At 70.9% G+C, this 25,440-nt stretch carries 18 protein-coding genes and 2 pseudogenes; 13 read left to right on the top strand and 7 right to left on the bottom strand.

Features of this window, described 5'->3' with window-relative positions:
* The first annotated feature begins 20 nt into the window (after positions 1-20).
* The 4 genes and pseudogenes from ACWCPI_RS18735 (at position 21) to ACWCPI_RS18720 (ending at position 4,663) form a co-directional block, all read left to right on the top strand.
* On the top strand, positions 21-1,529 hold the full coding sequence (locus ACWCPI_RS18735; protein ID WP_451039154.1) for a CYTH and CHAD domain-containing protein: 1,509 nt from the start codon (positions 21-23) through the stop codon (positions 1,527-1,529).
* Positions 1,530-1,609: 80 nt separating this feature from the next.
* The gene (locus ACWCPI_RS18730; protein WP_451039153.1) at positions 1,610-3,583 is read left to right on the top strand and encodes a TIGR03960 family B12-binding radical SAM protein; all 1,974 of its coding nucleotides are present in this window, start codon (positions 1,610-1,612) and stop codon (positions 3,581-3,583) included.
* A 385-nt stretch (positions 3,584-3,968) separates the two neighbouring features.
* A pseudogene (locus tag ACWCPI_RS18725) lies at positions 3,969-4,292 on the top strand (replication initiator); the annotation flags it as partial.
* A gap of 104 nt (positions 4,293-4,396) precedes the next feature.
* A complete protein-coding gene (locus ACWCPI_RS18720) occupies positions 4,397-4,663 on the top strand; it encodes a hypothetical protein (RefSeq protein WP_451039308.1) in 267 nt (88 codons plus the stop codon).
* A gap of 113 nt (positions 4,664-4,776) precedes the next feature.
* Here ACWCPI_RS18720 and ACWCPI_RS18715 read toward each other — a convergent pair whose 3' ends face one another.
* Both ACWCPI_RS18715 and ACWCPI_RS18710 read right to left on the bottom strand, forming a co-directional pair.
* Positions 4,777-5,238 carry a hypothetical protein gene (locus tag ACWCPI_RS18715; RefSeq protein WP_451039152.1) on the bottom strand — a complete coding sequence of 154 codons (462 nt, stop codon included), beginning with the start codon at positions 5,236-5,238 and terminating at the stop codon, positions 4,777-4,779.
* 139 nt (positions 5,239-5,377) lie between these two features.
* Positions 5,378-6,169: pseudogene (locus ACWCPI_RS18710) on the bottom strand (zinc ribbon domain-containing protein); the annotation flags it as partial.
* 136 nt (positions 6,170-6,305) lie between these two features.
* Between ACWCPI_RS18710 and ACWCPI_RS18705 the strand changes: the two are divergent.
* A complete protein-coding gene (locus tag ACWCPI_RS18705) occupies positions 6,306-6,950 on the top strand; it encodes a hypothetical protein (RefSeq protein WP_451039151.1) in 645 nt (214 codons plus the stop codon).
* A gap of 207 nt (positions 6,951-7,157) precedes the next feature.
* On the opposite strand, the gene ACWCPI_RS18700 is transcribed toward ACWCPI_RS18705, so the two are convergent.
* The 5 genes from ACWCPI_RS18700 to arsM form a co-directional block, all read right to left on the bottom strand.
* Positions 7,158-9,257: an nSTAND3 domain-containing NTPase gene (locus ACWCPI_RS18700; protein WP_451039150.1), complete on the bottom strand. Its 2,100-nt coding sequence runs from the start codon at positions 9,255-9,257 to the stop codon at positions 7,158-7,160.
* A 1-nt stretch (position 9,258) separates the two neighbouring features.
* A complete protein-coding gene (locus ACWCPI_RS18695) occupies positions 9,259-9,912 on the bottom strand; it encodes a DUF2225 domain-containing protein (protein ID WP_451039149.1) in 654 nt (217 codons plus the stop codon).
* Positions 9,909-10,991, bottom strand: a complete 1,083-nt coding sequence (locus tag ACWCPI_RS18690) for a trypsin-like peptidase domain-containing protein (protein ID WP_451039148.1) — start codon at positions 10,989-10,991, stop codon at positions 9,909-9,911. The genes ACWCPI_RS18695 and ACWCPI_RS18690 overlap by 4 nt, the downstream gene beginning before the upstream one ends.
* Before the next feature lie 177 nt (positions 10,992-11,168).
* A complete protein-coding gene (locus ACWCPI_RS18685) occupies positions 11,169-11,573 on the bottom strand; it encodes a DUF7144 family membrane protein (protein ID WP_388799236.1) in 405 nt (134 codons plus the stop codon).
* A gap of 462 nt (positions 11,574-12,035) precedes the next feature.
* Positions 12,036-12,824: an arsenite methyltransferase gene (arsM, locus tag ACWCPI_RS18680; protein WP_451039147.1), complete on the bottom strand. Its 789-nt coding sequence runs from the start codon at positions 12,822-12,824 to the stop codon at positions 12,036-12,038.
* A 258-nt stretch (positions 12,825-13,082) separates the two neighbouring features.
* Here arsM and ACWCPI_RS18675 point away from each other — a divergent pair, with 258 nt between their 5' ends.
* The 8 genes from ACWCPI_RS18675 (at position 13,083) to ACWCPI_RS18640 (ending at position 25,269) form a co-directional block, all read left to right on the top strand.
* On the top strand, positions 13,083-14,231 hold the full coding sequence (locus ACWCPI_RS18675) for a hypothetical protein (protein WP_451039146.1): 1,149 nt from the start codon (positions 13,083-13,085) through the stop codon (positions 14,229-14,231).
* 48 nt (positions 14,232-14,279) lie between these two features.
* Positions 14,280-15,071 carry a TIGR03936 family radical SAM-associated protein gene (locus ACWCPI_RS18670; RefSeq protein WP_451039145.1) on the top strand — a complete coding sequence of 264 codons (792 nt, stop codon included), beginning with the start codon at positions 14,280-14,282 and terminating at the stop codon, positions 15,069-15,071.
* Between the two features lie 262 nt (positions 15,072-15,333).
* Positions 15,334-19,494 carry an Rne/Rng family ribonuclease gene (locus tag ACWCPI_RS18665; protein WP_451039144.1) on the top strand — a complete coding sequence of 1,387 codons (4,161 nt, stop codon included), beginning with the start codon at positions 15,334-15,336 and terminating at the stop codon, positions 19,492-19,494.
* A gap of 237 nt (positions 19,495-19,731) precedes the next feature.
* Positions 19,732-20,052 carry a 50S ribosomal protein L21 gene (gene rplU, locus ACWCPI_RS18660; protein ID WP_003990208.1) on the top strand — a complete coding sequence of 107 codons (321 nt, stop codon included), beginning with the start codon at positions 19,732-19,734 and terminating at the stop codon, positions 20,050-20,052.
* 14 nt (positions 20,053-20,066) lie between these two features.
* Entirely contained in the window at positions 20,067-20,321 is a 255-nt protein-coding gene (gene rpmA / locus ACWCPI_RS18655; RefSeq protein ID WP_004988181.1) for a 50S ribosomal protein L27, read from the top strand.
* A 136-nt stretch (positions 20,322-20,457) separates the two neighbouring features.
* The gene (gene obgE, locus ACWCPI_RS18650) at positions 20,458-21,903 is read left to right on the top strand and encodes a GTPase ObgE (protein ID WP_451039143.1); all 1,446 of its coding nucleotides are present in this window, start codon (positions 20,458-20,460) and stop codon (positions 21,901-21,903) included.
* Between the two features lie 220 nt (positions 21,904-22,123).
* The gene (locus ACWCPI_RS18645; RefSeq protein WP_451039142.1) at positions 22,124-23,698 is read left to right on the top strand and encodes an FG-GAP-like repeat-containing protein; all 1,575 of its coding nucleotides are present in this window, start codon (positions 22,124-22,126) and stop codon (positions 23,696-23,698) included.
* 86 nt (positions 23,699-23,784) lie between these two features.
* On the top strand, positions 23,785-25,269 hold the full coding sequence (locus tag ACWCPI_RS18640) for an FG-GAP-like repeat-containing protein (RefSeq protein WP_451039141.1): 1,485 nt from the start codon (positions 23,785-23,787) through the stop codon (positions 25,267-25,269).
* The last annotated feature ends 171 nt before the right edge of the window (positions 25,270-25,440 follow it).

Raw genomic sequence — 25,440 nt, 5'->3', positions numbered from 1 at the left:
ACTCCCACTAGATTCAGGTCATGGCGGACACCAAGCGCGAAATCGAGCGGAAGTATGAATCCGATGACAGCGGCCTGCCCGATCTGACCGGCGTCGCCGGGGTCGCGGCCGTCATCGACAAGGGGGTCGCGCAGCTGGACGCCGTCTACTACGACACCGCCGACGAACGCCTCGCCGCCTCGGCGGTCACGCTGCGCCGCAGAACGGGTGGGTCCGACGCGGGCTGGCATCTGAAGTTTCCCGTCGCCCAGGACGTACGGGACGAGATCCAGGCCCCGCTGTCCGACACCCTGCCCCGCGGCCTCGCCGGCCTCGTCCGCTCCCGCGTCCGGGGCGCCGACCTGGTGCCCGTGGTCCGGCTGCGCTCCGACCGCGACGTGCGGCACCTCGTGGACGCCGACGGGCGGCTGCTCGCCGAGGTCAGCGTGGACGCCGTACTGGCCGAACGCCTCAGCGGGGGGAGCCGTACCGCACAGTGGACCGAGATCGAGGTGGAACTGGCGGACGACGGTGACCCGGCGTTCCTCGACAAGATCGACAAGCGGTTGAGGAAGGCGGGGGTGCGGCCGTCCTCGTCCGCCTCGAAACTGCAGCGCGCCCTGGCGGAGACGACACCGAAGAAGAAGCGGGGCAAGAAGGCGGACGCGACCGAGGAGCCGGTCACCGCCGGTGATCACGTCCTCGCCTACCTCCGCGCCCAGCGGGACGACATCGTCGCGCTCGACCCGGCCGTGCGGCGGGACGTGGCCGACTCCGTGCACCGGATGAGGGTCGCCACCCGCCGGTTGCGCAGCGCCCTGAAGTCCTACGGCAAGGTCCTCGACCGGGCGGTGACCGACCCGGTGGGCGAGGAGCTGAAGTGGCTGGCCGGGGAGCTGGGGGCCGACCGGGACCAGGAGGTGCTGACCGAGCGGCTGACGTCCGCCGTCGACGAACTGCCCCGGGCACTGATGGCCGGACCGGTGCGCACCCGGCTGCGCACCTGGTCGTACGCCAGGCGCGGGGGGTCACGACGACGGCTCGTCAAGGTGCTGGACGGGGAGAGGTACCTGCGGCTGCTGGAAGCCCTTGACGCCCTCCTCACCGACCCGCCCCTGCTGAAGGCGGCCGGCGGCAAACCGAAGAAGGTGATCAGCAAGGCCGTGCGGAAGGACTTCACCAAGGTCTCCCGGCTGGTCGAGCAGGCGCTCGAACTGGAACCGGGGCAGGACCGGGACCTCGCGCTGCACGAGGCACGCAAGAGGGCCAAGCGGACGCGGTACGCGGCGGAGTCCGCGGTCCCGGCGCTGGGCGACCCGGCCGCCGAACTGGTGCGGTCGATGAAGAAGCTGCAGAACCTGCTGGGCGACCACCAGGACAGCGTGATGGCCCGGCAGGCGCTGCGGGAGCTCGCACGGCAGGCGCACGCGGCGGGGGAGCCCTCGTTCACGTACGGGTTGCTGTACGCGCGGGAGGAGCAGCGCGCAGCGGCGGACGAGGAGGCGCTGCCGGAGGTCTGGGCACGGGCGAAGGCCGGAGCCGGCGTCTGAGCGTGCTGGGGGCCGTCGCGGTCGCGTTAGGCTAGATGGTCACCCCTGTCAGTTCAGTCCAGCTCACGAAGGTTCGCGAGATGTCTGCCGAAGCCGCTGCGGCCGCTGAGTCCGTGTTTCCGCAGCTCGAAGCTCTGCTCCCGCATGTGCAGAAGCCGATCCAGTACGTCGGCGGAGAGCTCAACTCCACGGTCAAGCCGTGGGAGTCCTGTGACGTCCGCTGGGCGCTCATGTACCCGGACGCGTACGAGGTCGGGCTGCCCAACCAGGGCGTCATGATCCTTTACGAGGTCCTGAACGAGCAGGAGGGCGTCCTCGCCGAGCGCACCTACAGCGTGTGGCCGGACCTGGAGGCCCTGATGCGGGAGCACGGCGTCCCGCAGTTCACGGTGGACACCCACCGGCCGGTGAAGGCCTTCGACGTGTTCGGCCTGTCCTTCTCCACCGAGCTGGGCTACACGAACATGCTCACGGCCCTGGACCTGGCCGGCATCCCGCTGGAGTCCAAGGACCGCACGATCGACGACCCGATCGTCCTGGCGGGCGGCCACGCCGCCTTCAACCCCGAGCCGATCGCCGACTTCATCGACGCCGCCGTCATCGGCGACGGCGAGCAGGCCGTGCTCGACATGACGAAGATCATCCGCGAGTGGAAGGCGGAGGGCCGGCCCGGTGGCCGCGAGGAGGTCCTCTTCCGCCTGGCGAAGACGGGCGCGGTGTACATCCCCGCGTTCTACGACGTGGAGTACCTCCCCGACGGCCGTATCGCCCGTGTCGTACCGAACAGGTCCGGTGTGCCGTGGCGCGTGTCCAAGCACACGGTCATGGATCTGGACGAGTGGCCCTACCCCAAGCAGCCCCTCGTCCCCCTGGCCGAGACGGTCCACGAGCGCATGTCGGTCGAGATCTTCCGCGGCTGCACCCGCGGCTGCCGCTTCTGCCAGGCCGGCATGATCACGCGCCCGGTCCGTGAGCGCTCGATCACGGGCATCGGCGACATGGTCGACAAGGGTCTGAAGGCGACGGGCTTCGAGGAGGTCGGCCTGCTGTCCCTGTCCTCGGCGGACCACAGCGAGATCGGCGACATCGCCAAGGGCCTGGCCGACCGCTACGAGGAAGACAAGATCGGCCTCTCCCTGCCGTCCACCCGCGTCGACGCCTTCAACATCGACCTCGCGAACGAGCTGACCCGCAACGGCCGCCGGTCCGGGCTGACCTTCGCCCCCGAAGGCGGCTCGGAGCGCATCCGCAAGGTCATCAACAAGATGGTCTCGGAGGACGACCTGATCCGCACGGTCGCCACCGCCTACGGCAACGGCTGGCGCCAGGTGAAGCTGTACTTCATGTGCGGCCTGCCGACCGAGACCGACGACGACGTCCTGCAGATCGCCGACATGGCGACCAAGGTCATCGCCAAGGGCCGCGAGGTCTCCCGCTCCAACGACATCCGCTGCACCGTCTCGATCGGCGGCTTCGTCCCCAAGCCCCACACCCCCTTCCAGTGGGCCCCGCAGCTGAGCGCCGAGGAGACCGACGCCCGCCTGGAGAAGCTCCGCGACAAGATCCGCGGCGACAAGAAGTACGGCCGCTCCATCGGCTTCCGCTACCACGACGGCAAGCCCGGCATCGTCGAGGGCCTCCTCTCCCGTGGCGACCGCCGCATCGGCGCCGTCATCCGCGCGGTCTACGACGACGGCGGCCGCTTCGACGGCTGGCGCGAGCACTTCTCCTACGACCGCTGGATGAGCTGCGCCGACAAGGCCCTGGCCCCCTTCGGCGTCGACGTCGACTGGTACACCACCCGCGAGCGCGGCTACGAGGAGGTCCTGCCCTGGGACCACCTCGACTCGGGCCTCGACAAGGACTGGCTCTGGGAGGACTGGCAGGACGCCCTCGACGAGACCGAGGTGGAGGACTGCCGCTGGACGCCGTGCTTCGACTGCGGGGTGTGCCCGCAGATGGATACGGCCATACAAATCGGCCCGACCGGGAAGAAGCTGCTGCCTCTGACGGTCAAGAATGCCGCGCCGGCGTCGAGCGGGCACGAGCACTGAGGTGAGTGACGCACTCGTTCGGGTGATGGATGCCCTGGTGGGGGCGAGTGAGGACGAGGTGGCGGCTGCGCTGGCTGCTGTCGGGGCTTCGAGCCGCCGGCAGCAGGAGCAGCAGAGTGGGCCTTGTACGCCTCTGACGGGCCCGGGAGGGGCCTCGGGCATCCGCTCAGAGGTGGAGTGGGTCTGAGGCTCTCGGAGCCTCGCTGAAGTGTTTCTGGCGACTACGGAGCCCCCTTCGACGCGGAGGGGGCTCAATGGTGTCGGTGCTCGATGACGTCCTTGCACGGTGCGGCTGCGTCGTGAAGGTCGGGTGAGTGGTGACCTGCCCGAACGATCCGGCCTGATCGCTTTGGCAACTTGAAGCGCGACCGCCCACGTACACGCCATCGTCCGCCTCGACGGCCCGGCCGGACCCACCGACGGACCCCCGACGTGGGGTACCGCCGACTGCCTGACCGACGCAGTACGGGCATCCGCGCGGCGGGTCCGGGTCCGCACGCCCTACAGTCCGGCCGTTGGTGAGGTAGTGCTGCGCTGGGGCACCCAACTGGACGTTCGTCCGTTGCGAGCAGACGGCGACGGACCCGATGACGACGCGGTGGCTGCGTACGTCGCGAAGTACGTCACCAAGGGAGCCAGCGAGACAGGCGCCGGCACCGACCATCGGCCCACGACGTGGCACGACATCGGCTTTGCGTCGGTGAGCAAGCACGTCCGCACCCTCATGCGCACCTGCTGCAACTTGGTGGCCTACCCGAGTACGAGTGACTTCGCCTCCGCACCTGGACTCACACCCTCGGCTACCGGGGCCACATCCTCACCAGATCTCGGGCGTACTCCACCACCTACGCAGTGGTGCGCGCCGAACGCGCCCACCACATGGGGCCACGGCAACACGGACGACCTCTCCGCTTTGATCACCAATCGCCACTGGCGCTACGTCGGCTCCGGACACACCCCCCGGCGCGGGGCTCATCGCGGTCGGAATCGCCGAATACCTCGCAGAGTCTCGACGGCTCGCCGCTGAGGGGAAGCAACACGAGGGGGAGTGGTGCCGATAGCCGTGCCTTCGAAACGTGAGCCGTGGCAGTCCGGGCGCCTGTTGCAGCCTCGGAACGACGTCGACAAAGCTCCGAGTCTGATCGAAAGTGAGATCGTGATCGCTGACGGGTGGACGGCCCCGCAGGAGCTAGCTACGTGTCAACACCGAGATCATTGCGCATGGCGGTGCGTAAGGCGCGCAGCGCAGCGTCATATCGTGCCCGATGTTCTGCGTAGTCGGGGTCTGCAAGCAGGAGCCCTTCGGTAACCGCATTTCGAAGGTCGCGGAGCCTCCGGTACACGTCTTCGGCTGGCTCCACGACCGTCGTGGGTGCGGATATCGTCATCTGGTGCCGCAGTCCGGAGCATGGGTCGAAGGCGTCCCAGGCTGCCTGCCTGCGCTCCCCGGCAGAGACGTTGGGGTCTCTGGCTAGGCGACTGAACACAAGCCTGGCCTGGGACAGGGTGGCGAGGTAGGTGCCATAGAGGACTCGACGCGCCTCAGTCTGCTGGTCAACCTGGTCACGCTTCCAACGCCGACGATCAAGATAGCCAGCGGAGACGGTGGCGATTGCACCGCCGACTATGGTGCTGGCGAGGGCCATCCACTCCATCCTCGAACGATATGAGGACTGCTGTCCGTCGAGTAGGTCGCCCAAGTAGCGGACTGCTGCATTGGCCTGCTGTCTCCGCGAACGGCATTCCAATCGCTCGCGCCGCATGCCGTCACTGCCAGGTGTCAGCAGGGCGGCGTCAGAATGCTTCCGCGAAATCGTCCTGCTTCAGTATCAGACGATCCCGCACGTCCTTGGGGATCATCAGCTTCATGTGGATACGCGGGGCACGTACGCCCTTCACCCTTGTTCGCTCGACCACGCACTTCACGCCGACCCGCAGTAGATCGGCGGCCATGGCCTCCATGCCGCCCTCTTCCCAATGAGCGCGAAAGGTCTTGCCGTTGTGCACGGCCACCCATCGGTCCTTCGTCGACTCCGGGTCGATGGCCTCCAGTTGCTTGATGAGGTCGTCCAGCGTCTTCTCGGCCTTCTCCTTGGTGAAACGTGTCTTCGTGAAGCGGCCTCCGGGCTCAAGCCCAGTCATGTAGTAGCTGATGGACTGTTCCAGGTGCTGGAGCTCCTTGCGGGCCTCAGCGCCCTGCCGGTACTCGCGCGTCATGACCGGCTCGTCCCCGAGGACCCTCAAGACGTCCTCGACGAGCTTGGCGTAGATGTCGTCAGGGTTCGGGGCTCCGTGGCCTCCGGCCTTGCACTTGCCGCACCGCAGGTACGAGTACGTCCGGTCTTCGACGCGGTTCTTCTGCACGGTCATGTTCGAGCGGCAGTCGTGGCAGATCAGGACACCGAGGAACTTCGTCGCTCCGTCGGGGCGCCGTGTGGGCTGGTTCCTCCCTCGGCGGTCGAGTGCCTCCTGGAGGCTCTGGAACTCCTCCTCGGTGAAGATCGGGTCTGCCACGCGGATCGGCTTCGCGTCGCTGCCGAGGACGATCTTCGAGCGACGAACCCCTCCGTTCTGGCGGTCAAGAACGCTGCGCCGGCGCCTGGTGGTCACTCCCTCCGCTGCCGGCTCCTGAAGGTGCGTCGCAGATCGTCGCGGATCGTCTCCGAGGTGGAGTGGGTCCGAACCCTTCGGCCGCTCAGGACGCGGCGGCTACGGTGGGCGAATGTCTGTTCAGCGCACCGGTGAGGCCGATCGGGTCGCGGCTGCCTGGCGGAAGGTGACCGGCTGGCTCGCCGAGCATGCGCCCGTCTCCCACGCTTCTCTCCTCGCGCCTGCGACGGAGGAGGAGATCGCCGCGGCCGACTCCCGCCTGAGGCGTGCCCTCGGGTTCGGGCTGCCCACGGAACTGGCGGCGCTGTGGCGGCTGTGCGGCGGTGTGGAGCACCAGTACATCGAGGCCAATGAGGAAGCGGGCGAGGTCGGTTCGGGGGCGTTCCTGCCGGGCGGGGTTCTGCTCGGTCCGGAGGATGCGCTCCGGCCGCGGCTGCCGGAGGTCGGGCGCGGCGACATGTGGGGCTCCGCGGTGGTGCCTTGGCTGACCGGCGACGAGGCAGGACCCGAGTCGGGGCTCTACGTGGGCGAGGACGGCGTCGGCTCCTGGTCGCTGCCGGACGATCTCGCGTGCGACAAGCCCGGGTATCCGTCGATCGCCGCCTGTCTCGAGGCCGTTCACCGCACGCTCACCGAGGGGCCGGCCGACGCCATGGGCCCCGATGTGCCCGGCCTGGTGTGGGGCTGCCTGATCTGGGACGACCCCGAGGCTCCTCTGCTGGACGATGCGTCGGAGCACTGGCACCCCGTCCACTGAGCGCGCCGCTGCCCGAAACCCGCCTGGCTGACGGGCCCCGGGCCGGCGTGCGGTGGCTACGGCTTCTTCATCTCGCAGACGAGCGTCGCCGCACCGGTGCTGTAGCCCCTGAACCACCAGCAAAGTCCAGGTGAGCATACGGTCGTGGGCCGCCGGGCGGAGAGGGGGGCGCGGCTTCTGGACGCCCCGCTGTGAGGAGGATCTGCGCTAGGCGGGCCTCGGTCCGCTCGGGGCCTGGGTGGTGGGGTGGCCGGGGTCCGGTGGGTGGGGCAGGAGGAGGGGGAGCAGGTCCGCGGGTATCTCGGAAGAGGTGGCGCGGGCGGCGTTGAGCAGGGCGTCGATCTGGTGGGCGATCTCGGGCGAGGTCGTCGCCAGGCCGGTGTCGCGCAGCAGTCTGATCGCCTGCCAGTCGCGGGCGGTGGGGCGTCGGGCGAGTACGTTCACGAGTTCCACGCCGGCGGCCCTGGCGATCTGTCGTGTCGGGTCGGTCAGCAGCCGGCGGACCGCCGGGTCGTTCGCGGGGTCCTTGAACAGGTGGGCCAGGTTGCGGGCGACCCGGAACCGGACCCAGTCGTCCCAGGTGACCAGCAGCCGTCCGAGAATGCGTTCCCGCCAGGGTTCGGCGACGGGGGCGATCAGCACCAGCCGCAGCAGATAGCGCTCGTTCCACGTCGCCTCGATGTACTCGAGCAGCGGTACGCGCGCCGGTGCGGGCACCTTTTTGAAGTCGGAGATCAGCCGGTTCCGTGCGGCCTGGCGGATCGCCACGTCGGAAGCGTCCAGGAACTCCCGGAAGATGCGCTGGCCCCAGGGGGCGGTCCACATGATGTCGGCATGCCGCAGGAAGCCCTGCAGGGCGGAGCTGCGCACCCCGACGCTGGCGCTGTCGGCCATCCGTCGCACCAGCCGGCGGACGACCTCGGTGAGCTGCGGGTCGGCGCGGACGCAGCGGTCGAGTCCTTCCTCGATGCTGGGATGCCGCAGGGCGAGGTATCCGCCGGTCAGGGTGCCGTGCCACAGGATGTAGTCGCTCACCGCGTCGAGGGCCATGTCGAAGGACGTGATCCCCACGGGCCCGAGGTCGCCGTCCCGGACCGCGGCGTCGAAGAGCCGGCGGACCGTCTCCCGGTCGACGTGCTCCGAGGACAAGGTGGCGACGAGGTACAGGAATGCCTGTTCCACCAGGGGCAGAAGCCGGACCTGCCGGCCGAATTCCGAGGAGATGTCCCGGTATCCGGGCAGCCGTGTCAGGGCTTCTTCGACGTCCGGGATGTCCCGGGTGTTGCGGATGAACAGTTCGACGTTGTGCGGTACGGGCAGGGCGTCGGTGATGCGTGTGATGACGGACGGCGACACGGGAGTCCAGCGCGGGCGGTAGCAGGCGACGTACCGCTCGGCGATCATCTTCAACTGGTCGGTGGTGTACGCGGTCTCCACCGCGAGTCGCTGGCTCAGGGTGATCGTGTACTCGGCGAACGAGTCGATGATCACCTTGTCGAAGACGGCGGAGCGTGACGTGATGACGATCCGGCACCTCCTGGCGGCCACCAGGTCCAGGAACCGCCGTAGGTTGGTGACGAACTCCGGCATGTCGACGGGCACCGTCGCGCCGAAGGGGTCCTCCAGATATATGGCGTGGTCGTTCGGGAAGAGCTTGGCGAGCCGGTCCTCGAACCGGCCCGGTGCGGTGCTCAGCGTCAGACTGAGCTGCTGGGAGTTCACCCAGCTGGGAGAGAACCCGGACCGCGAGTAGAGCCTCCACAGCAGTTCGACGGCCGTGAAGGTCTTGCCGACGTGCGGATCGCCCACGATGAAGACGACGTGATGGCGTTCGAGGATGGCGACGATGTCGTCGTACTGCTGGGGAGGCACGAACACGGAGGTGAGCTGTGCGTACGGACTGGCCTCCGCGTGGCGGTCGAGGCCGAGTTCGTCGAGGAAGTCGTCCAGCGTGCGGTCCTCGGACGCGTCCGAGGCGGCGATGGCCGTGATCTGCCGTGCCAGTGTGAGAAGTTCGCTGTCGAGCGGGGACCCGACCAGTTCGGTGGCGGCGCGCAGAACCGACACCAGCGGGGGCTCGGTGCCGGGTGGATGGTGGTGGCGGGCGCAACGGTCCACGACCACGGCGCAGAACTCGATGGTCGAGCCGTCCACGGGAATGCTGTCGAGCAGGTCCGTGTCGAACGCGGCGTCCTGGAGCAGGGCTTGGCGCAGGCCGGGTCTGTCGATGCCCGGGACACGGCGCAGCAGGCGCTGTGCCTGCTGGCGTATTCGGCCCGGTACGGCTCGGTGGTGCGGGTCGGTCATCTCAGCGGAGGAACTCCTCGGGGTGGGTCTTCTGCTGCAGGGCGAGGTCGGCGAGCCTGCGCTGCTCCGGGTCGTGCCCGGCTTCCGCGACCACGCGGTCGTACCAGAGTGCCGCCGTCTCGGGTTCACCGACCCTGCGGTACTGCTCGCCGATCAGGTACTTGATGGTCTGGGCGTGCTCACCGGTGACGGAGTTCTCCTCGACCGCCCTCTCGAAGTGCTCGATCGCCTGCCGGCGCAGGTAGTCCTGGCCCTCGGCGCTCTCCACCTCCGGTTCGTCGCCCCACGCCCAGGCGGCCCGTAAGTACAGGCTTCCGATGACGTCCGAGTCGAGGCCCCGCCATTTGGCGATCCACGCGGCGTACTCGAAGCGGCGGGAGGCCGAGGAACGCTCGTCGCGTACCAGGGGTGTGATGCGCTCGGCGATGAGCCGGGACACCTTCTCGTCCACGCTGCCCTGGAAAGCGTCGCTGCCGCCGGTGAACCCGCAGTTGTCGCAGGTGTGGATGAAGCCCCTGTCCGGCTGGGAACCGCCCGCGATCTGCCGGAAGTCGGTGGTGACGCCGCCCAGGTTGTTGGTGCTGCCGGTGACGTAGGACTGGAATGTCGTACCGCAGTTGGGACAGTCGAAGTCACGCGGGAAGATGGTCGTCATCCAAGGCCCCCTGGGACGAAGGCGGGAACGCCGGTCTGCCGGCGCAGCTCGCCGGGAAGGTGGTCGAGCACACTCGAGAGCAGGATGCCCTCGTTGCGGTAGAAGAACCGGCCGGTCGTCGGCTCGGGAATCCTGCCTCCACTGTGGTGGATCGCCACCACCTGCCAGTGGTCGTCCAGTACCGGGGAGCCCGAGGAGCCGGGGAGTGTGGACGTCAGGTACTGGACGACGTCCCCGCCCTGATAGGCGATCCGGTTGTGCTGCAGCGCGACCTGCTTGGGCTGCCCGGCCGGATGCTGCACGATGTTGACCCGGTCCCCGGTCCGTGGTGCCGTCTTCGACGCGCTCAGCCACCCCCACTCCCGCCCGGGCTGCCCGTCGATCGCGATGAGGGAGTAGTCCAGTTCGTCGCCCGGACTCGTGTGCAACAGGCCGCCCTCGGCTGCCCGGTACTCGCTGACCGGTCGGGGGCGGCCCTCGGCGTCGTCCTCGAAGCCGAAACGGAAGACGGATCCGCGTAACTGCTCCTCGTCACCGATGACGTGGTGGTTCGTCAGCAGGAGGCCGGGGGCGACGAGGAAGCCCGTGCCCGACCAGATGCGGGGTCCCACCCTGGTCTCGATGTACGCGACGGCGGCCGCGGCACGCAGACCTTCGGTCAGGAAGGAGACCGGCCGCAGCGTGTTCTCGCCGATGATCTTCTCCTGGAACCGGGTCACATCCCGGTCGCTCAGGGTTCCTCTCGGCTCGGGTCGGGCCGCCACCGGAACCATGAGGCCGTAGCGATCGAGGATTCCGGTGAGGAGGGTGCGCTGCTCGACGCCCACGAGCAGGGTCAGCTCGTTGACGATGCGCCCGAGTGCCTCGTGTTCCGGGGAGATTCGTCCGTACGCGAGAGCGTGGGTCACCAGCCTGCTCGCCGCCACGTACGGCGAACCACTGAGGTCGACATGGGTGGCGAGCGGCGCCAGCCCCGCGTTCCGTACGAACTCGCCCCGGTCGACCTCGCGGGCGAACTCCGGTAACTCCTTCAGTACGGTGATCAGCGCCGTCCTGTCCTCCGGAGCCAGTTCGACCATCCGGCAGTCCCCCCTTCGGGCCGTTGGCACGCCCCAGCGACCAGCGTCACAGCGGGCTCAGCGTCCACGGTATCCGTGACCGGTCGCCGGTGCCCGACAACTGCCGGGACACGGTGTGCCCTTGGCGCTCTCGGGGCCGTGTCCTTCGCTCGCGGACAGCGGTTGCCGAGGTCCGCGTCAAGGTTCGCGGCGTACGACGCACAGCGCCCAGATGACGAAGGCGTACATCGCGATGAGGGTGAGCGACCAGACGGGGTAGTAGGGGATCGACAGGAAGTTGGCGATGATCAGCAGTGCCGCGATGCCCACACCGGCGACCCGGGCCCAGGTGGCGCGTGTGAAGAGACCCGCGCTCACGGCCATGGCGATCACTCCGAGGGCCAGCTGGATCCAGCCCCAGCTGGTCAGGTCGAACTTGAAGATGTAGTTGGGGGTGGACACGTACACGTCGTCGTCGGCGATCGCCATGATGCCCCGGAAGAGATCCAGGATCCCGGCGAGGAACAGCAGAACGCCGGCGAACGTCACCAGGCCGCCGGCGGCGGCTTCCGTCCTGGTCGAGCGGTGGTGGGTCGTCGTCATGGTCGCTTCCTCACTGCTTCGGTGATCTCGTGTCGCGGGGGTTCGGGCGCTTGGAGCGCCGGGCTCCGCATCTCTCAGCGTGTGAGGCCGCGGGGGAGGTGTGATCACCCGTGCCGGGTGAAGTGGGCCGGAGCGGGTGGCGGCGTGCGTACGGCGTCGCGGTCGGGGCACGCCCGGTTCCGCGGTGTCCGGGCGGTCGTCCGCGCCGATCGGTACGCCTGCCGGTACGCCGCCGCAGCGGGACGGTGACGACCACGTGGTGCCGGCGTCCGCGTGATCACCCGCGGCGGGTGAGGCAGGGCGGTTCATGAACAGCGCGAGCGGCCCGGACGGCAACCACAGGCATCCGCCGCGGGGCGTCCGCGCGAACGTCGTCGACGGGGTGCGCGGTGGGCGCGCAGCAGCCCTTGCCCTGCCAGGCGTCGCGGCCCTCCTGCACGGCCACGCCCCGCCCGGGGGGCCTCAGGTGGCGCCGCGGCTCTCGTCGGCGGTCCCGGCGGCGGGAGCGGGCTTGACCGCGCGCACGATCGCCGAGTGCATGCCGTCGGCGACCGGGTGTGTCGGGGTGATCTCGGCATCGGTGAATCCGGCCGCCTCAAGGCCCTCGCGGTACTCCGTGAAGGACAGGGCCCCGGCGATGCAGCCCACGTGGTCACCGCGTCGCGCGCGCTCCGCGGGGGTCAGGGCGTCGTCGGCGACCACGTCCGTCACGCCGATCCGGCCGCCCGGCCGCAATACGCGGAAGGTCTCGGCGAACACGGAGGGCTTGTCGGTGGAGAGGTTGATCACGCAGTTCGAGATCACGACGTCGACGGTGTTCGAGGGCAGCGGGATCGCCTCGATCGTGCCTTTGAGGAACTCCACGTTGGTGACCCCGGCCTCGGCCGCGTTGGTCAGGGCGAGTTCGAGCATCTCGTCCGTCATGTCGAGGCCGTAGGCCCTGCCGGTGGGGCCGACCCTGCGGGCGCTGAGCAGGACGTCGATGCCGCCGCCCGAGCCGAGGTCGAGGACGCGTTCGCCCGGGCGGAGGTCGGCGACGGCGGTGGGGTTGCCGCAGCCGAGCGAGGCTGCCACCGCTTCGGCGGGAAGGGTGTCCCGCTCGGTGGCGGCGTACAGGGCGGAGCCGAAGTTCTCGTCGACCTCGACGGGCCGCGGCCCGCAGCAGGCGGATTTGCCTTCGGTGACCTGAACGGCGGCCGCTGCGTAGTGCCGGCGCACGGTTTCACGCAGGTCGGTGGACGGATCGGACATGACACCCTCCCGCAGGACTGGATGTGATGGTGCCTTGAACGGCTTGCATTGACGTTCGTTGATGCCACAGTGCGCCTTGAATCGAGGAGCGTCAACATAGAGAACCGTCGAAACAGGGGTGAAGGGTCGTCCTGACCCAGGGCACCGCACCGGCTGCCGCCCGCGGCGGCGCGGGATCCGGATCCGGGCAGGCCGCACGTGATCGACCGTGTTCCAGCCGTCCGCATCCGGCCACGCCGTTCCAGCGTCTACGAGGGTATGGATCTCGAAAAGCCGCCACCGCAGCAGCGCCAGGACCCCGAGGGGTGCCTGGTCGTGGCGATCCGCGTCCCCGTGCGGATCGTCGTCCTCGTGCTGGTGGTGCCGGTGCGGATGGTGTGGGACGCGCTCGTGGTGAGCGGGCGGTTCCTGAACGACACGGTGGGGCGGCCGCTGGGCCGGGCGTCGCTGTGGCTGATGCGCGCGGTGTTCGTGTGGCCGTTCGTGGGGGTGTGGCGGTATGCCGTCGTGCCCCTGGCGAAGGGGCTCGCCTGGCTGGGGAACGTCCTCGTCGTCGTGCCCGCCGGGTGGCTGTACCGGTACGTGCTGACTCCCCTGGGGCACGCCTGCGCCTGGGTGGCCCGCGGCGTCGGGTACGGCTTCGCGTGGCTGGGGCGCGGGATCCGGGCCGGGTCGCAGTGGCTGTACGCGCGCGTCCTCACGCCGGTCGGACATGCGGTGACATGGGTGCTGAAGGGGATCGGCGCGGTGCTCGGCGCCCTCGGGCTCGGGATGTTCGGCGCGGTGGCCTGGCTGGTGCGGTACCTCGTCGTCGTCCCTGCCCTGTGGGTGTACGAGTGGATCCTCGCGCCGGCCGGGCGGGCCGTCATGTGGTGCCTCCGGGGCCTCGCCCGGGGCGTGGGGGCGGTCGCGACCGGTGTCGCGGTCGCCCTGTACTGGACCGGGCGCGTGCTGTTCGTGCTGCCCGCGGTGGGGCTGTACCGGTGGGTCCTCGCGCCCGTCGGCCGCGCGCTCGCCGTCGTCGGCAGGGAGACCCTGGACGCGCTGGGGCACGCGTGGCGGGTCGCCGGACGGATCTCGCTCGCCGTCGGCCGGTTCCTCGCCGCCCTCTTCCGGTGGATCTTCGTCGAGCCGGTGCGGTGGGTGTACCGGACGGTGCTCACACCGATCGGGCACGCGGTCCGCGACGCCGTGCTGCGGCCCGTCGCCGAGGCCGCCCGCAGCGTGGGGCGGGCCGGTCGGCAGGCCCTCGCCGCCGCCCGGGAATCCGCACGACAGGCGCGTGCCGACTTCCGGCGGATGCTGTTCGGGGAGCCGAAGCGACGGCAAGCGGTGGCCCGGCGGGAACCTCCGGGCCGCGAGACACGTACTCTTGGTAGCAGTACGACCGCTCTCACGAAGGACTGAACGACACTGGGCAAGCGACAGCCCGAAGGCCCGCCGCCCGCACCCGCGGTGCAGCGCATCCGACTGCGCTACACCAAGCGCGGCCGCCTCCGGTTCACCAGCCACCGTGACTTCCAGCGCGCCTTCGAGCGTGCGCTGCGCCGTGCCGAGGTGCCGATGGCGTACTCGGCGGGGTTCACGCCGCATCCGAAGGTGTCGTACGCCAATGCCGCACCCACCGGCACGGGCAGTGAGGCGGAGTACCTCGAGATCGCGCTCACCGAGGCGCGCGATCCCGAGCAGCTGAGAGTGCTTCTCGACGAGTCGCTGCCCGCCGGGCTCGACGTCATCGAGGCGGTCGAGGCCCGTACCTCCGGGCTCGCGGACCGGCTCACGGCGTCCGTCTGGGAGCTGCGGCTCGACGGTGTGGACCCGGCCGACGCCCAGCGCGCGGTCGACGCCTTCACCACCGCCGACGCCGTCGAGGTGCAGCGCATGACCAAGAACGGCGTGCGGACCTTCGACGCCCGCCCGGCGGTCGTCCACCTGGAAAGCCTGCACAGCACCGACGGAACAGAGACGCACAGTTCGCGGGCTGATAGGCCGACCGACCAGCCCTGTGCGATACTGCGGCTGGTTGTTCGGCACGTGACGCCTGCCGTACGACCCGACGACGTCCTGTCCGGTCTCCGCGCCGTGGCCGACCTGGCGCCGCCGGTCCCCGCAGCGGTGACCAGGCTGGCGCAGGGGCTGTTCGATGAAGAGACCGGCACGGTGACCGACCCGCTCGCGCCTGACCGCGAGGCAGCGACGGCCCCAACCGAGGCCGCGCCCGCTGCCGCCGCGACGGCGCCGGCGTAAGGAAGGTTCCGCGTAGGGACGGACGTCGAAGCGCCGCCCTCGGACTCGGGAGCCACCTGGGTCGGGCAGCGCACCGACCAGAAGACTTTCGCCAGGCCGTACGCATTCGGTGTACGGAACCGGCGAGACAGGACACAGAGAGCTCCCGTGCGGCGCCCGCGCCCCGGACGGCGGCAGTCGCGCAACCCGCGAGCCGCGGACGTCACCGGCATATCGCCGGACCAGGCGCGGCGCCCGGGAGCCTGACGGGAGAAACGCCCGCATGCTCGAACCGACCGAACCCAACGAGGGTTCCGAACTGAACACTCCCAGCGACACCCTGCCGCCGCGTCGGCGGCGTCGCGCCTCGTCCCGCCCGGCGGGACCGCCCGCCGCCGCGGAGACGCAGCCCGCTGAGCTGGTCGAGCCGGCCATACCGGCCGCTGAGGTGGCCGACGTCGCCTTGAGCGACGAGGCCGAGAAGCCCGACGAGAGCGTCGAGGCCGAGGTGAGCACCGAGGCAGCGGAAGCAGCCGAGGCGGAAGAGACCGCCGTCGCCGAGGTGGCCGCACCCGCCGGTCGTCCCCGGCGGCGCGTGGTGCGTCGCGCTGCCGCGCCCACCGGGTCGCCGGCGGCCGCCGAGACCGCCGAGACCGTGGTGCCCACCCCCGCTCCGGTCGCCGAGGAGCCGAGCCCGGCCGCCCCGGCCGCCGCCGCGGCCGAGTCCGTGGAGGAGGAAGCGGCGCCGCGTCGTACGCGTCGTCGTGCCGTGCGCCGGGCCTCCGCGCCCGCCGGTGCTCCGGCCGCCGCCGAGACCGCCGAGACCGCCGAGACCGTGGTCTCCGCCGCCGAGGTGACGGCTGAGGTCGCGGAGCCCGAGACCGCCCCGGCCGCCGCCGCGGCCGAGTCCGTGGAGGAGGAGGCGGCGCCGCGTCGTACGCGTCGTCGTGCCGTGCGCCGGGCCTCCGCGCCCGCCGGTGCTCCGGCCGCCGCCGAGACCGCGGTGGCCGACGCGAGCACCGAGGCCGTCGCCGAGGAGCCCGTCGCGTCCGCCGAGACCGTCGAGGCCGAGGCCCCTGAGGAGGCCGCCCCGCGTCGTACGCGTCGGCGTGCCACGCGCCGGGTGACCGCGTCCGACGAGGGCACCGGCAGCGAGACGCCCGTTGCCACCGAGGCGCCTGCCGCCGAGACTTCGATCACGGCGGAGACCCCCGTGACCCCCGGCATCGACACGGAGACCGCCGCGGTGACCGGCGTCGGCGCCCCGGCGCAGGCCCCCGCCGCCGAGTCCGGCGAGGAGACCGGCCCCCGCCGTCGCCGTCGGGTCGTGCGACGGGCCGCCACCGGATTCGCCGAGCCCGCTCGGTCCGCCGCCTCCGAGGCCGCCGAGGCGCCGCGCCCGGCACGGCCCGCGGTGGCCCTGTTCCAGGCGCCCGTGTTCACCGAGCCGCAGTTCCAGACGCCCGAGCGGGCCGCCGCCGAAGCCGCCGCCGAGGCGGAGACCGAGGACGTCGAGGAGTACACGGAGGAGCAGGCCGGCGCATCGCGTCGCCGTCGCCGTCGCCGTGGCGGGGCGTCCGGTGAGGAGTCCGAGGCCCCGGCCACCGACACCTCGACCACCGAGGCCGCCGCCGAGGACGAGTCCGAGGAAGCCGACGAGGCCGCCGAGGACGTCGCCGAGGGCGACGAGACCGAGGAGACCGGCTCCCGGCGCCGTCGTCGGCGCGGTGGCCGTCGCCGTCGTCGCGGTGAGGCCGCGGAGAGCGACGCCGAGGGCGGTGACGCGGACAGCGACGAACTCGCGGCCGAGCAGGCCGCGCAGGACGCCGAGGACACCGCCGAGCAGGAGGAAGAGGACGACGAGGCCCGCGAGGAGGGCGCCGGGTCCAGCACCAGCAGCCGTCGCCGCCGTCGCCGTCGCCGTCGCGCCGGTGACACCTCCGTCGACACCGAGCCCGGCGAGGGCGACCCCGAGCGCACCGTCGTCAAGGTCCGCGAGCCCCGCCCCGCGCGGGAAAAGGGTGCCGAGCCGTCCGACGAGGTGCAGTCCATCAAGGGCTCGACCCGTCTGGAGGCCAAGAAGCAGCGCCGCCGGGAAGGACGTGAGCAGGGCCGCCGGCGCGTTCCGATCATCACCGAGGCCGAGTTCCTCGCCCGGCGTGAGGCCGTCGAGCGCGTGATGGTCGTCCGGCAGCACGGCGACCGCACGCAGATCGGCGTCCTGGAGGACAACGTGCTCGTCGAGCACTACGTCAACAAGGAGCAGTCGACCTCGTACGTCGGCAACGTCTACCTCGGCAAGGTGCAGAACGTGCTGCCGTCGATGGAGGCCGCCTTCATCGACATCGGCAAGGGCCGCAACGCCGTCCTGTACGCCGGTGAGGTCAACTTCGAGGCGCTGGGCATGGCCAACGGCCCGCGCCGGATCGAGTCCGCCCTGAAGTCGGGCCAGTCCGTCCTCGTCCAGGTCACCAAGGACCCGATCGGGCACAAGGGCGCCCGTCTGACCAGCCAGGTCTCCCTCCCGGGCCGCTACCTGGTGTACGTGCCCGAGGGCTCGATGACCGGTATCAGCCGCAAGCTGCCCGACACCGAGCGCGCGCGTCTGAAGACCATCCTCAAGAAGATCGTCCCCGAGGACGCGGGCGTCATCGTGCGCACCGCCGCCGAGGGCGCGAGCGAGGACGAGCTGCGCAGGGACGTCGAGCGGCTGCAGGCGCAGTGGGAGGACATCCAGAAGAAGGCCAAGAACGGCAACGCGCCGACGCTGCTGTACGGCGAGCCGGACATGACCGTCCGGGTCGTCCGGGACATCTTCAACGAGGACTTCTCCAAGGTCGTCGTCAGCGGTGACGAGGCCTGGGAGACCGTCCACGGGTATGTCTCGCACGTGGCCCCGGACCTGGCGGAGCGGCTGCAGAAGTGGACCTCCGAGGTCGACGTCTTCGCCACCTACCGGATCGACGAGCAGCTCGCCAAGGCGCTGGACCGCAAGGTCTGGCTGCCCAGCGGCGGTTCGCTGGTGATCGACCGGACCGAGGCGATGGTGGTCGTCGACGTCAACACCGGCAAGTTCACCGGTCAGGGCGGCAACCTCGAGGAGACCGTCACCAGGAACAACCTGGAGGCGGCCGAGGAGATCGTCCGCCAGCTGCGGCTGCGCGACCTCGGCGGCATCATCGTCATCGACTTCATCGACATGGTGCTGGAGTCCAACCGGGACCTGGTGCTGCGGCGCCTGCTGGAGTGCCTGGGCCGGGACCGGACGAAGCACCAGGTGGCGGAAGTGACCTCGCTGGGCCTGGTGCAGATGACCCGTAAGCGGGTCGGCCAGGGCCTGCTGGAGTCCTTCTCCGAGACCTGCGTCCACTGCAACGGGCGCGGTGTCATCGTGCACATGGAGCAGCCCACGGCCGTCGGTGGCGGTGGTGGTGGCAAGCGCAAGAAGCGGGCGCGTGCCGGTGCCGGTCCCGAGCAGGTGCACGAGGCGTCCGTCGCCGTCGAGCCGGTCGAGACGGCCGAGGAGGAGGCGGAGACCGAGGCCGAGGTCGCGGCCGAGGTCGCCGAGCCGGTCGCGCTCGCGGAGCCCGCCTTCACGCCGGACGAGGAGCTGTACAGCAGCGTCGCCGAGGCGGAGGCCGCGGTCGCGCGCGGCGGCCGTTCGCGTCGGCGTGGCGGTCGCCGCGCGTCCGCTCCGGCGGGTGCGCCGCGCAAGCCCGAGACGGTCGCCACGGCTCAGGACGTGACGGTCGAGGAGGAGATCGCGCGTCCGGTGCAGCCGGAGTCGGCAGCCGAGGCCAAGGCCGAGCCGGCGGCCGTGGAGGACGCGGTCGTCGAGGCGCCCGCAGCCGAGGCGCCCGCAGCCGAGGCGCCGGCCGTCGAGGAGGCCGCGCCCAAGGGACGTACGCGGCGTCGCGCGACCCGCAAGGTGTCGGCGCCCGCCGGGTCGCCCGCGGGGGCCGAGGCCGCCGTGGTGACGGTCGGCGAGACGGCGTCCACGACGCCCGAGCCGCAGGCGCAGGCCCTGGCGGAGCAGGCCGAGCAGGCTCCGGCCGAGGCGGTCGCGGAGAGTGCCGCCCCGGCCCGCCCGCGGCGTCGTGCCGTGCGCAAGGCCACCGCGCCGACGGCCTCCGAGGAGGCGGCCGTCGTGGTCGTCCCGGCCGCGGAGACCCAGCCCGAGGCCACCGCCGCGCAGGAGCCCGCTCCCGCGGAGGAGGTCCCGGCCGCGCAGGAGGGCGTCGAGGAGACGGCTCCGGCCAAGAAGACGGCCCGTAAGACGGCCAAGAAGGCGACGGCGAAGAAGGCCGCCACCAAGAAGACCGCGGCCAAGAAGACGGCTGCCAAGAAGGTCACGGCCAAGAAGGCGGCGAAGACCGCCAAGACGGCCGCGGCCAAGTCGACGGCGAAGAAGACCACGGTCTCGGCCGCCACCGACGAGAGCTGAACCCCTGGCTGGGCGGCCGGTCCACGTGACCGGCCGCACAGCCGCGGGGCCCGGCCCGGTTTGACCCCCTCGGCCGTGGCCCCGTAACCTTGACCCTCGGCGTGTCCGCGGATATAGGACGCGCCACATCCCCGTAAACCTCTTCCTCCGGAGCACCGGGTGCTCCGGAGAGGCCGCCCGCGTGCCGGGTGGCTGGACTGCGGGGGTGCCGTTCCCGAGCGAGAGAGTGAGATCCGCGTGTACGCCATCGTGCGCAGCGGTGGTCGCCAGCACAAGGTTGCTGTCGGCGACATCGTTGAGGTTGACAAGATTTCCACTGCCAAGGTTGGCGACACGGTCGAGCTCTCGACCCTGCTCGTTGTCGACGGCGACGCTGTGACCAGTGACCCGTGGGTGCTGGCCGGCATCAAGGTCCAGGCCGAGGTCGTGGACCACCACAAGGGCCAGAAGATCGACATTCTGCGCTACAAGAACAAGACCGGCTACCGCCGTCGTCAGGGCCACCGCCAGCAGTACACGGCGATCAAGGTCACTGAGATCCCCACGGCTGCGAAGTAAGGGACTGAGAACAGATGGCACACAAGAAGGGCGCATCGTCCACCCGGAACGGTCGCGACTCGAACGCCCAGCGGCTCGGCGTGAAGCGCTTCGGCGGTCAGGTCGTCAGCGCGGGTGAGATCCTGGTCCGCCAGCGCGGCACCCACTTCCACCCCGGTGCGGGCGTCGGCCGTGGCGGCGACGACACGCTGTTCGCGCTGCAGGCCGGTGCGGTGGAGTTCGGCACCAGCCGTGGCCGCAAGGTCGTGAACATCGTTCCGGTCGCCTGAAGCAGCCCCCTCAGGGCTCAGGCGCGGTAGAGCGTTTCGCGAGGCGGACCTCACTTCCCCTGTGGGAAGGCGGGTCCGCCTTTCGCGTGTTACGCAAGAGACAAACCCTACGTATTCAGTGCTGGAGGCACCCACCATGACCACCTTCGTGGACCGCGTCGAGCTGCATGTCGCCGCGGGTAACGGGGGCCACGGCTGTGCCTCCGTCCACCGTGAGAAGTTCAAGCCGCTCGGCGGACCCGACGGCGGCAACGGCGGGCGCGGCGGGGACGTGATCCTCACCGTCGACCAGTCGATCACCACGCTGCTCGACTACCACCACTCCCCGCACCGCAAGGCCACCAACGGCAAGCCCGGCGAGGGCGGCAACCGGTCGGGCAAGGACGGGCAGGACCTGGTGCTGCCGGTGCCGGACGGCACGGTGGTGCTGGACAAGGCGGGCAACGTGCTCGCCGACCTGGTCGGGCACGGCACGTCCTTCGTCGCCGCCCAGGGCGGCCGGGGCGGCCTCGGGAACGCGGCGCTGGCGTCGGCACGGCGCAAGGCGCCCGGGTTCGCGCTGCTCGGTGAGCCCGGGGGGCTGAAGGACATCGTCCTGGAGCTGAAGACGGTCGCCGACGTGGCGCTGGTCGGCTATCCGAGCGCCGGCAAGTCCTCGCTGATCTCCGTGCTGAGCGCCGCCAAGCCGAAGATCGCGGACTACCCCTTCACGACGCTCGTGCCCAACCTCGGTGTGGTGACCGCCGGTTCGACCGTGTACACCATCGCCGACGTCCCCGGCCTCATTCCGGGCGCCAGCCAGGGCAAGGGCCTGGGCCTGGAGTTCCTGCGGCACGTGGAGCGGTGCAGTGTGCTCGTGCACGTCCTGGACACCGCGACGCTGGAGTCCGACCGGGACCCCCTCTCCGACCTCGACGTCATCGAGGCGGAGCTGCGGGAGTACGGCGGCCTCGACAACCGGCCGCGGATCGTGGTCCTGAACAAGATCGACGTACCGGACGGCAAGGACCTCGCCGAGATGGTGCGGCCGGACCTGGAGGCCCGCGGATACCGGGTCTTCGAGGTGTCCGCGGTGGCGCACATCGGGCTGAAGGAGCTGTCGTTCGCGCTGGCCGAGCTGGTGGGCAGGGCGCGGGCGGCGAAGCCGAAGGAAGAGGCGACGCGGATCGTCATCCGGCCGAAGGCCGTCGACGACGCCGGGTTCACCGTGACGCGCGAGGAGGTCGGCGGCGAGCCGTTGTTCCGGGTGCGTGGCGAGAAGCCCGAGCGCTGGGTGCGGCAGACCGACTTCAACAATGACGAGGCCGTGGGCTATCTCGCGGACCGGCTCAACCGCCTAGGTGTGGAAGAGGAGTTGATGAGGGCCGGGGCCCGCTCCGGTGACGGCGTGGCCATCGGGCCCGAAGAGAACGCCGTGGTCTTCGACTGGGAGCCGTCGGTGACGGCCGGTGCGGAGATGCTCGGGCGGCGTGGCGAGGACCATCGCTTCGAGGCGCCTCGGCCCGCGGCGCAGCGACGACGTGACAAGCAGGCCGAACGGGACGAGGCGACGCAGGAGTTCGACGACTTCGAGCCGTTCTGAGGTTGCCGGCCGCAAGGCCGCCTGCGGTGAGGGCGCCGGGGTGCTGACATGCGCCCCGGCGTTTCTGCTGCCGTCGACCGGGGGCTTCGGCTCCCCGGGCGGCACGGGCCACCCGGGCCGGCGCCGCGAGGCACCGCTGACCGAATCGGTTGACGCCGTGAAAAATTCCGGTGTATTCGAGGGCAACCCCCGCCCTCCCCGGTGAGTCGTACTGGGCGGCGTGAAGAGGATCTTGAACCTCGGCACGCAGTCCCACCGCCCCACTCGATCCCCGGAGTTCGCCATGGTCCCCCTGGCTTCGCGTGCCCGCCGCCGCACCCTTGTCTCCCGCCGCAGCCGTCTGGCCCTCGCCACGGGCGTCGCCGTCGTCGCCGGAGCGTTCGTGGTGCCCGCTGTCGACGCCGCCACCGGCGAGGCCACCGCCGCCACGCCGAGCGCCAAGCGCCTGCACGACGACTTCAACGGGGACGGGTACCGCGACCTGGCGATCGGGGCGCCGGGCACCGCGCCCGACGGCGAGACGAAGGAGGGCGCGATCAGTGTCGTGTACGGCGCCTCCAGCGGGCTGTCGACCTCGCGCAAGCAGGTGCTGACCCGGCCGTCCGGCGAGTATCACGGCGAGTACGGAGCACGGCTGCAGAGCGCGGACCTGGACGGGGACGGGTACGCGGACCTCCTGTCGGTCGTCGGCCAGTACCTGCACGAGAACGGTTACGCCCTTGTCGTCAACTGGGGCGGTCCCAAGGGACTTTCGGCCACGGCGACCTCTTTGACCTGGGCCCCGCAGAGCGAGTGGCAGGGGGGATTCACCGTCGGGGACGTGGACGGTGACAAGCGCCCGGACGTGGTGACGTCGACCACCGACGAGTGGGTGACCGGCACCGACGAGGCGGACGGGACGGTGTGGCACGGTCCCTTCACCCGGACCGGAGAGGCGGCGAAGAAGGACTCCTTCCGCGTCTTCGCCGGGGAGTCGGCGCGCATGCACTCGCTGACCGCCGGTGACGTCAACGGCGACGGGGTCGCCGACGTCGTCGTGCGCATGGGCGGCAACGGGTCGCCCGACTCGCGCGAAACCGCCCTCCTCACGGGCGGCAGCGGCGGGCTCACCCCGAAGGGCCGGCTCAAGGACGCGCAGGGCAGGCTCGTCGGCGGCGAGGACGCCGTGATCGGCGACCTGAACAAGGACGGATACGGCGATATCGTCGTCGGCCGCTCCGACGACATGTACGACAGTGCCCAGGCCCCCTTCCGGGGTGGCTCCCTGACGGTCGTGCACGGCGGCCCGGCCGGTTTCTCCACCACCCGCAAGCCGGTGGTGATCAACCAGGACACGACCGGTGTGCCCGGCACGGCCGAGCACGCGGACGGCATGGGCTCCGGCCTGTCCGTCGGCGACACCAACGGCGACGGCTACCTCGACGTGGCGACCGGGCTCCCCGGCGAGGACCTGGACGGCGTCACCGACGCGGGCGCCGTGCTCGTGCTGCGCGGCAGCGCGAACGGCCTGACCGGAAGCGGCTCCAAGGTGTTCACCCAGAACACCAGCGGTGTTCCCGGCACGGCCGAGAAGGGCGACAAGTTCGGCGCGGAGACCACCCTCGTCGACGCCGACGGCGACAAGAAGGACGGTCTGGTCGTCGGCGCGCCCGCGGAGAACGCCGGCAACGGCTCCGTGTGGGTCTTCTCCGCCACCTCCAGCGGCATCACCGCGAGCGGCTCCTCCTCGTTCGGCCCGACCACGATGGGCCTGCCCGCGGCCGGGGCCCGGTTCGGCAGCGCGCTGGCGGACTGACGGTGACGACGTCCTCGTACCGGCCGATCACGCCCGCCACGTCCCGTACGGCCGTTCCCCCACGCAGACGACAGGAGACAGCACCCTTGAACAGGCGCACCGGAACCTGGCGCACGAGCCTCGCCGTCGTCCTGGCGGTGACCGCAGCGGCCGTCGTGCCCGCGACCCACGCGGCCGCTGACACCCCGTCGGCCACGGGGAAGCTCCAGGACGACTTCAACGGTGACGGGTACTCCGACCTCGCCGTCGCGGCGCCCGAGGCGACCGTGGACGGCAAGGCGCGGGCGGGTTACGTGGCCGTGGTGTACGGGTCGGCGAGCGGGCTGAGGACCGCCTCCCGGCAGGTGGTCAGCCAGAACACCCCCGGCGTCACCGACTCCGCCGAGACCGACGACCGGTTCGGCAGCGCGGTCAGCGCCGCCGACCTCGACCAGGACGGGTACGCGGACCTGATCGTCGGCGTCACCGGGGAGGACTCGGTCGAAGGGGGTGCCGAGACCGGCCTCGTACAGGTCCTGTGGGGCGGGGCGAACGGGCTGTCCGGCGGGGCGCCGCTCGCGTACGGGCGCGGCACCTACGACCGGCTCAGCTCCCGGGGGCAGTTGAGCGTCGGCGACGTGAACGGTGACGGGGCGCCGGACCTGGTCGTGGTGGAGAGCTACGTCAAGCTCCGGGTCGTCCGCGGCCCCTTCGGCCGGGACGGTTCCGCCAAGGGCGGCGAGCAGCTCGTCCTCGACGACTCCGACCCCCGCTTCCTGGACCTGGACACCGGTGACGTCAACGGTGACGGCGTCGACGACGTCGTCGCCACCATGAACGACGGCGACGAGTACGACTTCCGCCGCGTCACCTACTGGCGGGGCACGCCGGACGGGCTCGCGGAGAAGGTCGTGCTCCGGGACGGCCGGGGCTGGCGGATCGAGGGCGGCGAGTCCCTCGACCTGGGTGACGTGAACGGCGACGGCATCGCGGACGTCGTGGTCGGGCGCCCCGTGGACGGCTACGACAGCGACGTCGACACCCCGATCCCCATGGGCGGCCGTGTCGCCTTCGTTCCGGGTACCGCGGGCGGCCCCGACGGCACCAGGGCGATGTACGTCAACCAGGACAGCGCCGGCGTTCCGGGCATCGCCGAGCGCATGGACGGCTTCGGGGCGGACGTCTCGGTCGCCGATGTCAACGGTGACGGGTACGCCGATGTGTCGACGGGCGTCCCGGGCGAGGACTTCGACGGGGTGAGCGGTGCCGGTGGGGTCGTCGTGCTGCGCGGCGGCGCGGGCGGGCTGACCGGCGCCGGCGCCACCGGGGTCAACCAGAACACCGCCGGCGTTCCGGGCGTGGCGGAGACCGGCGACGACTTCGGCCGCGCCACCCACCTCGTGGACGCCGACCACGACGGCCGCGCGGAACTCGTCGTCGGCGCACCGGGGGAGAACGCCAACGCCGGGTCGGTGTGGGTGTTCAAGCCGACATCGTCCGGGATCACCCCGACCGGCTCGTTCACCTTCGGTGCCGGGACCCTCGGCACGGTCGCGGCCGGCGCGAAGCTGGGCCAGGGCTTCAATTACTGACCCGGCCGGGGTTCAATCACTGACCGACCGACAGACCCGTTGTGGCAAGGGCGCGTTCTCGTGCCGCAGCGGGTCTTCTGTTGTCTCCCTGTTTGTCATGCACGCGAAGTATGCCGTTCAGCGGGCGGTCCGCCCACAAGCATGAGCATCCGAAGTGCCCAAGAGGCCAGC

The organism is Streptomyces sp. NPDC001920, assembly GCF_053594495.1.
Note: the sequence above shows the minus strand (reverse complement) of the source record. Positions and strands in the feature narration are given on the sequence as shown.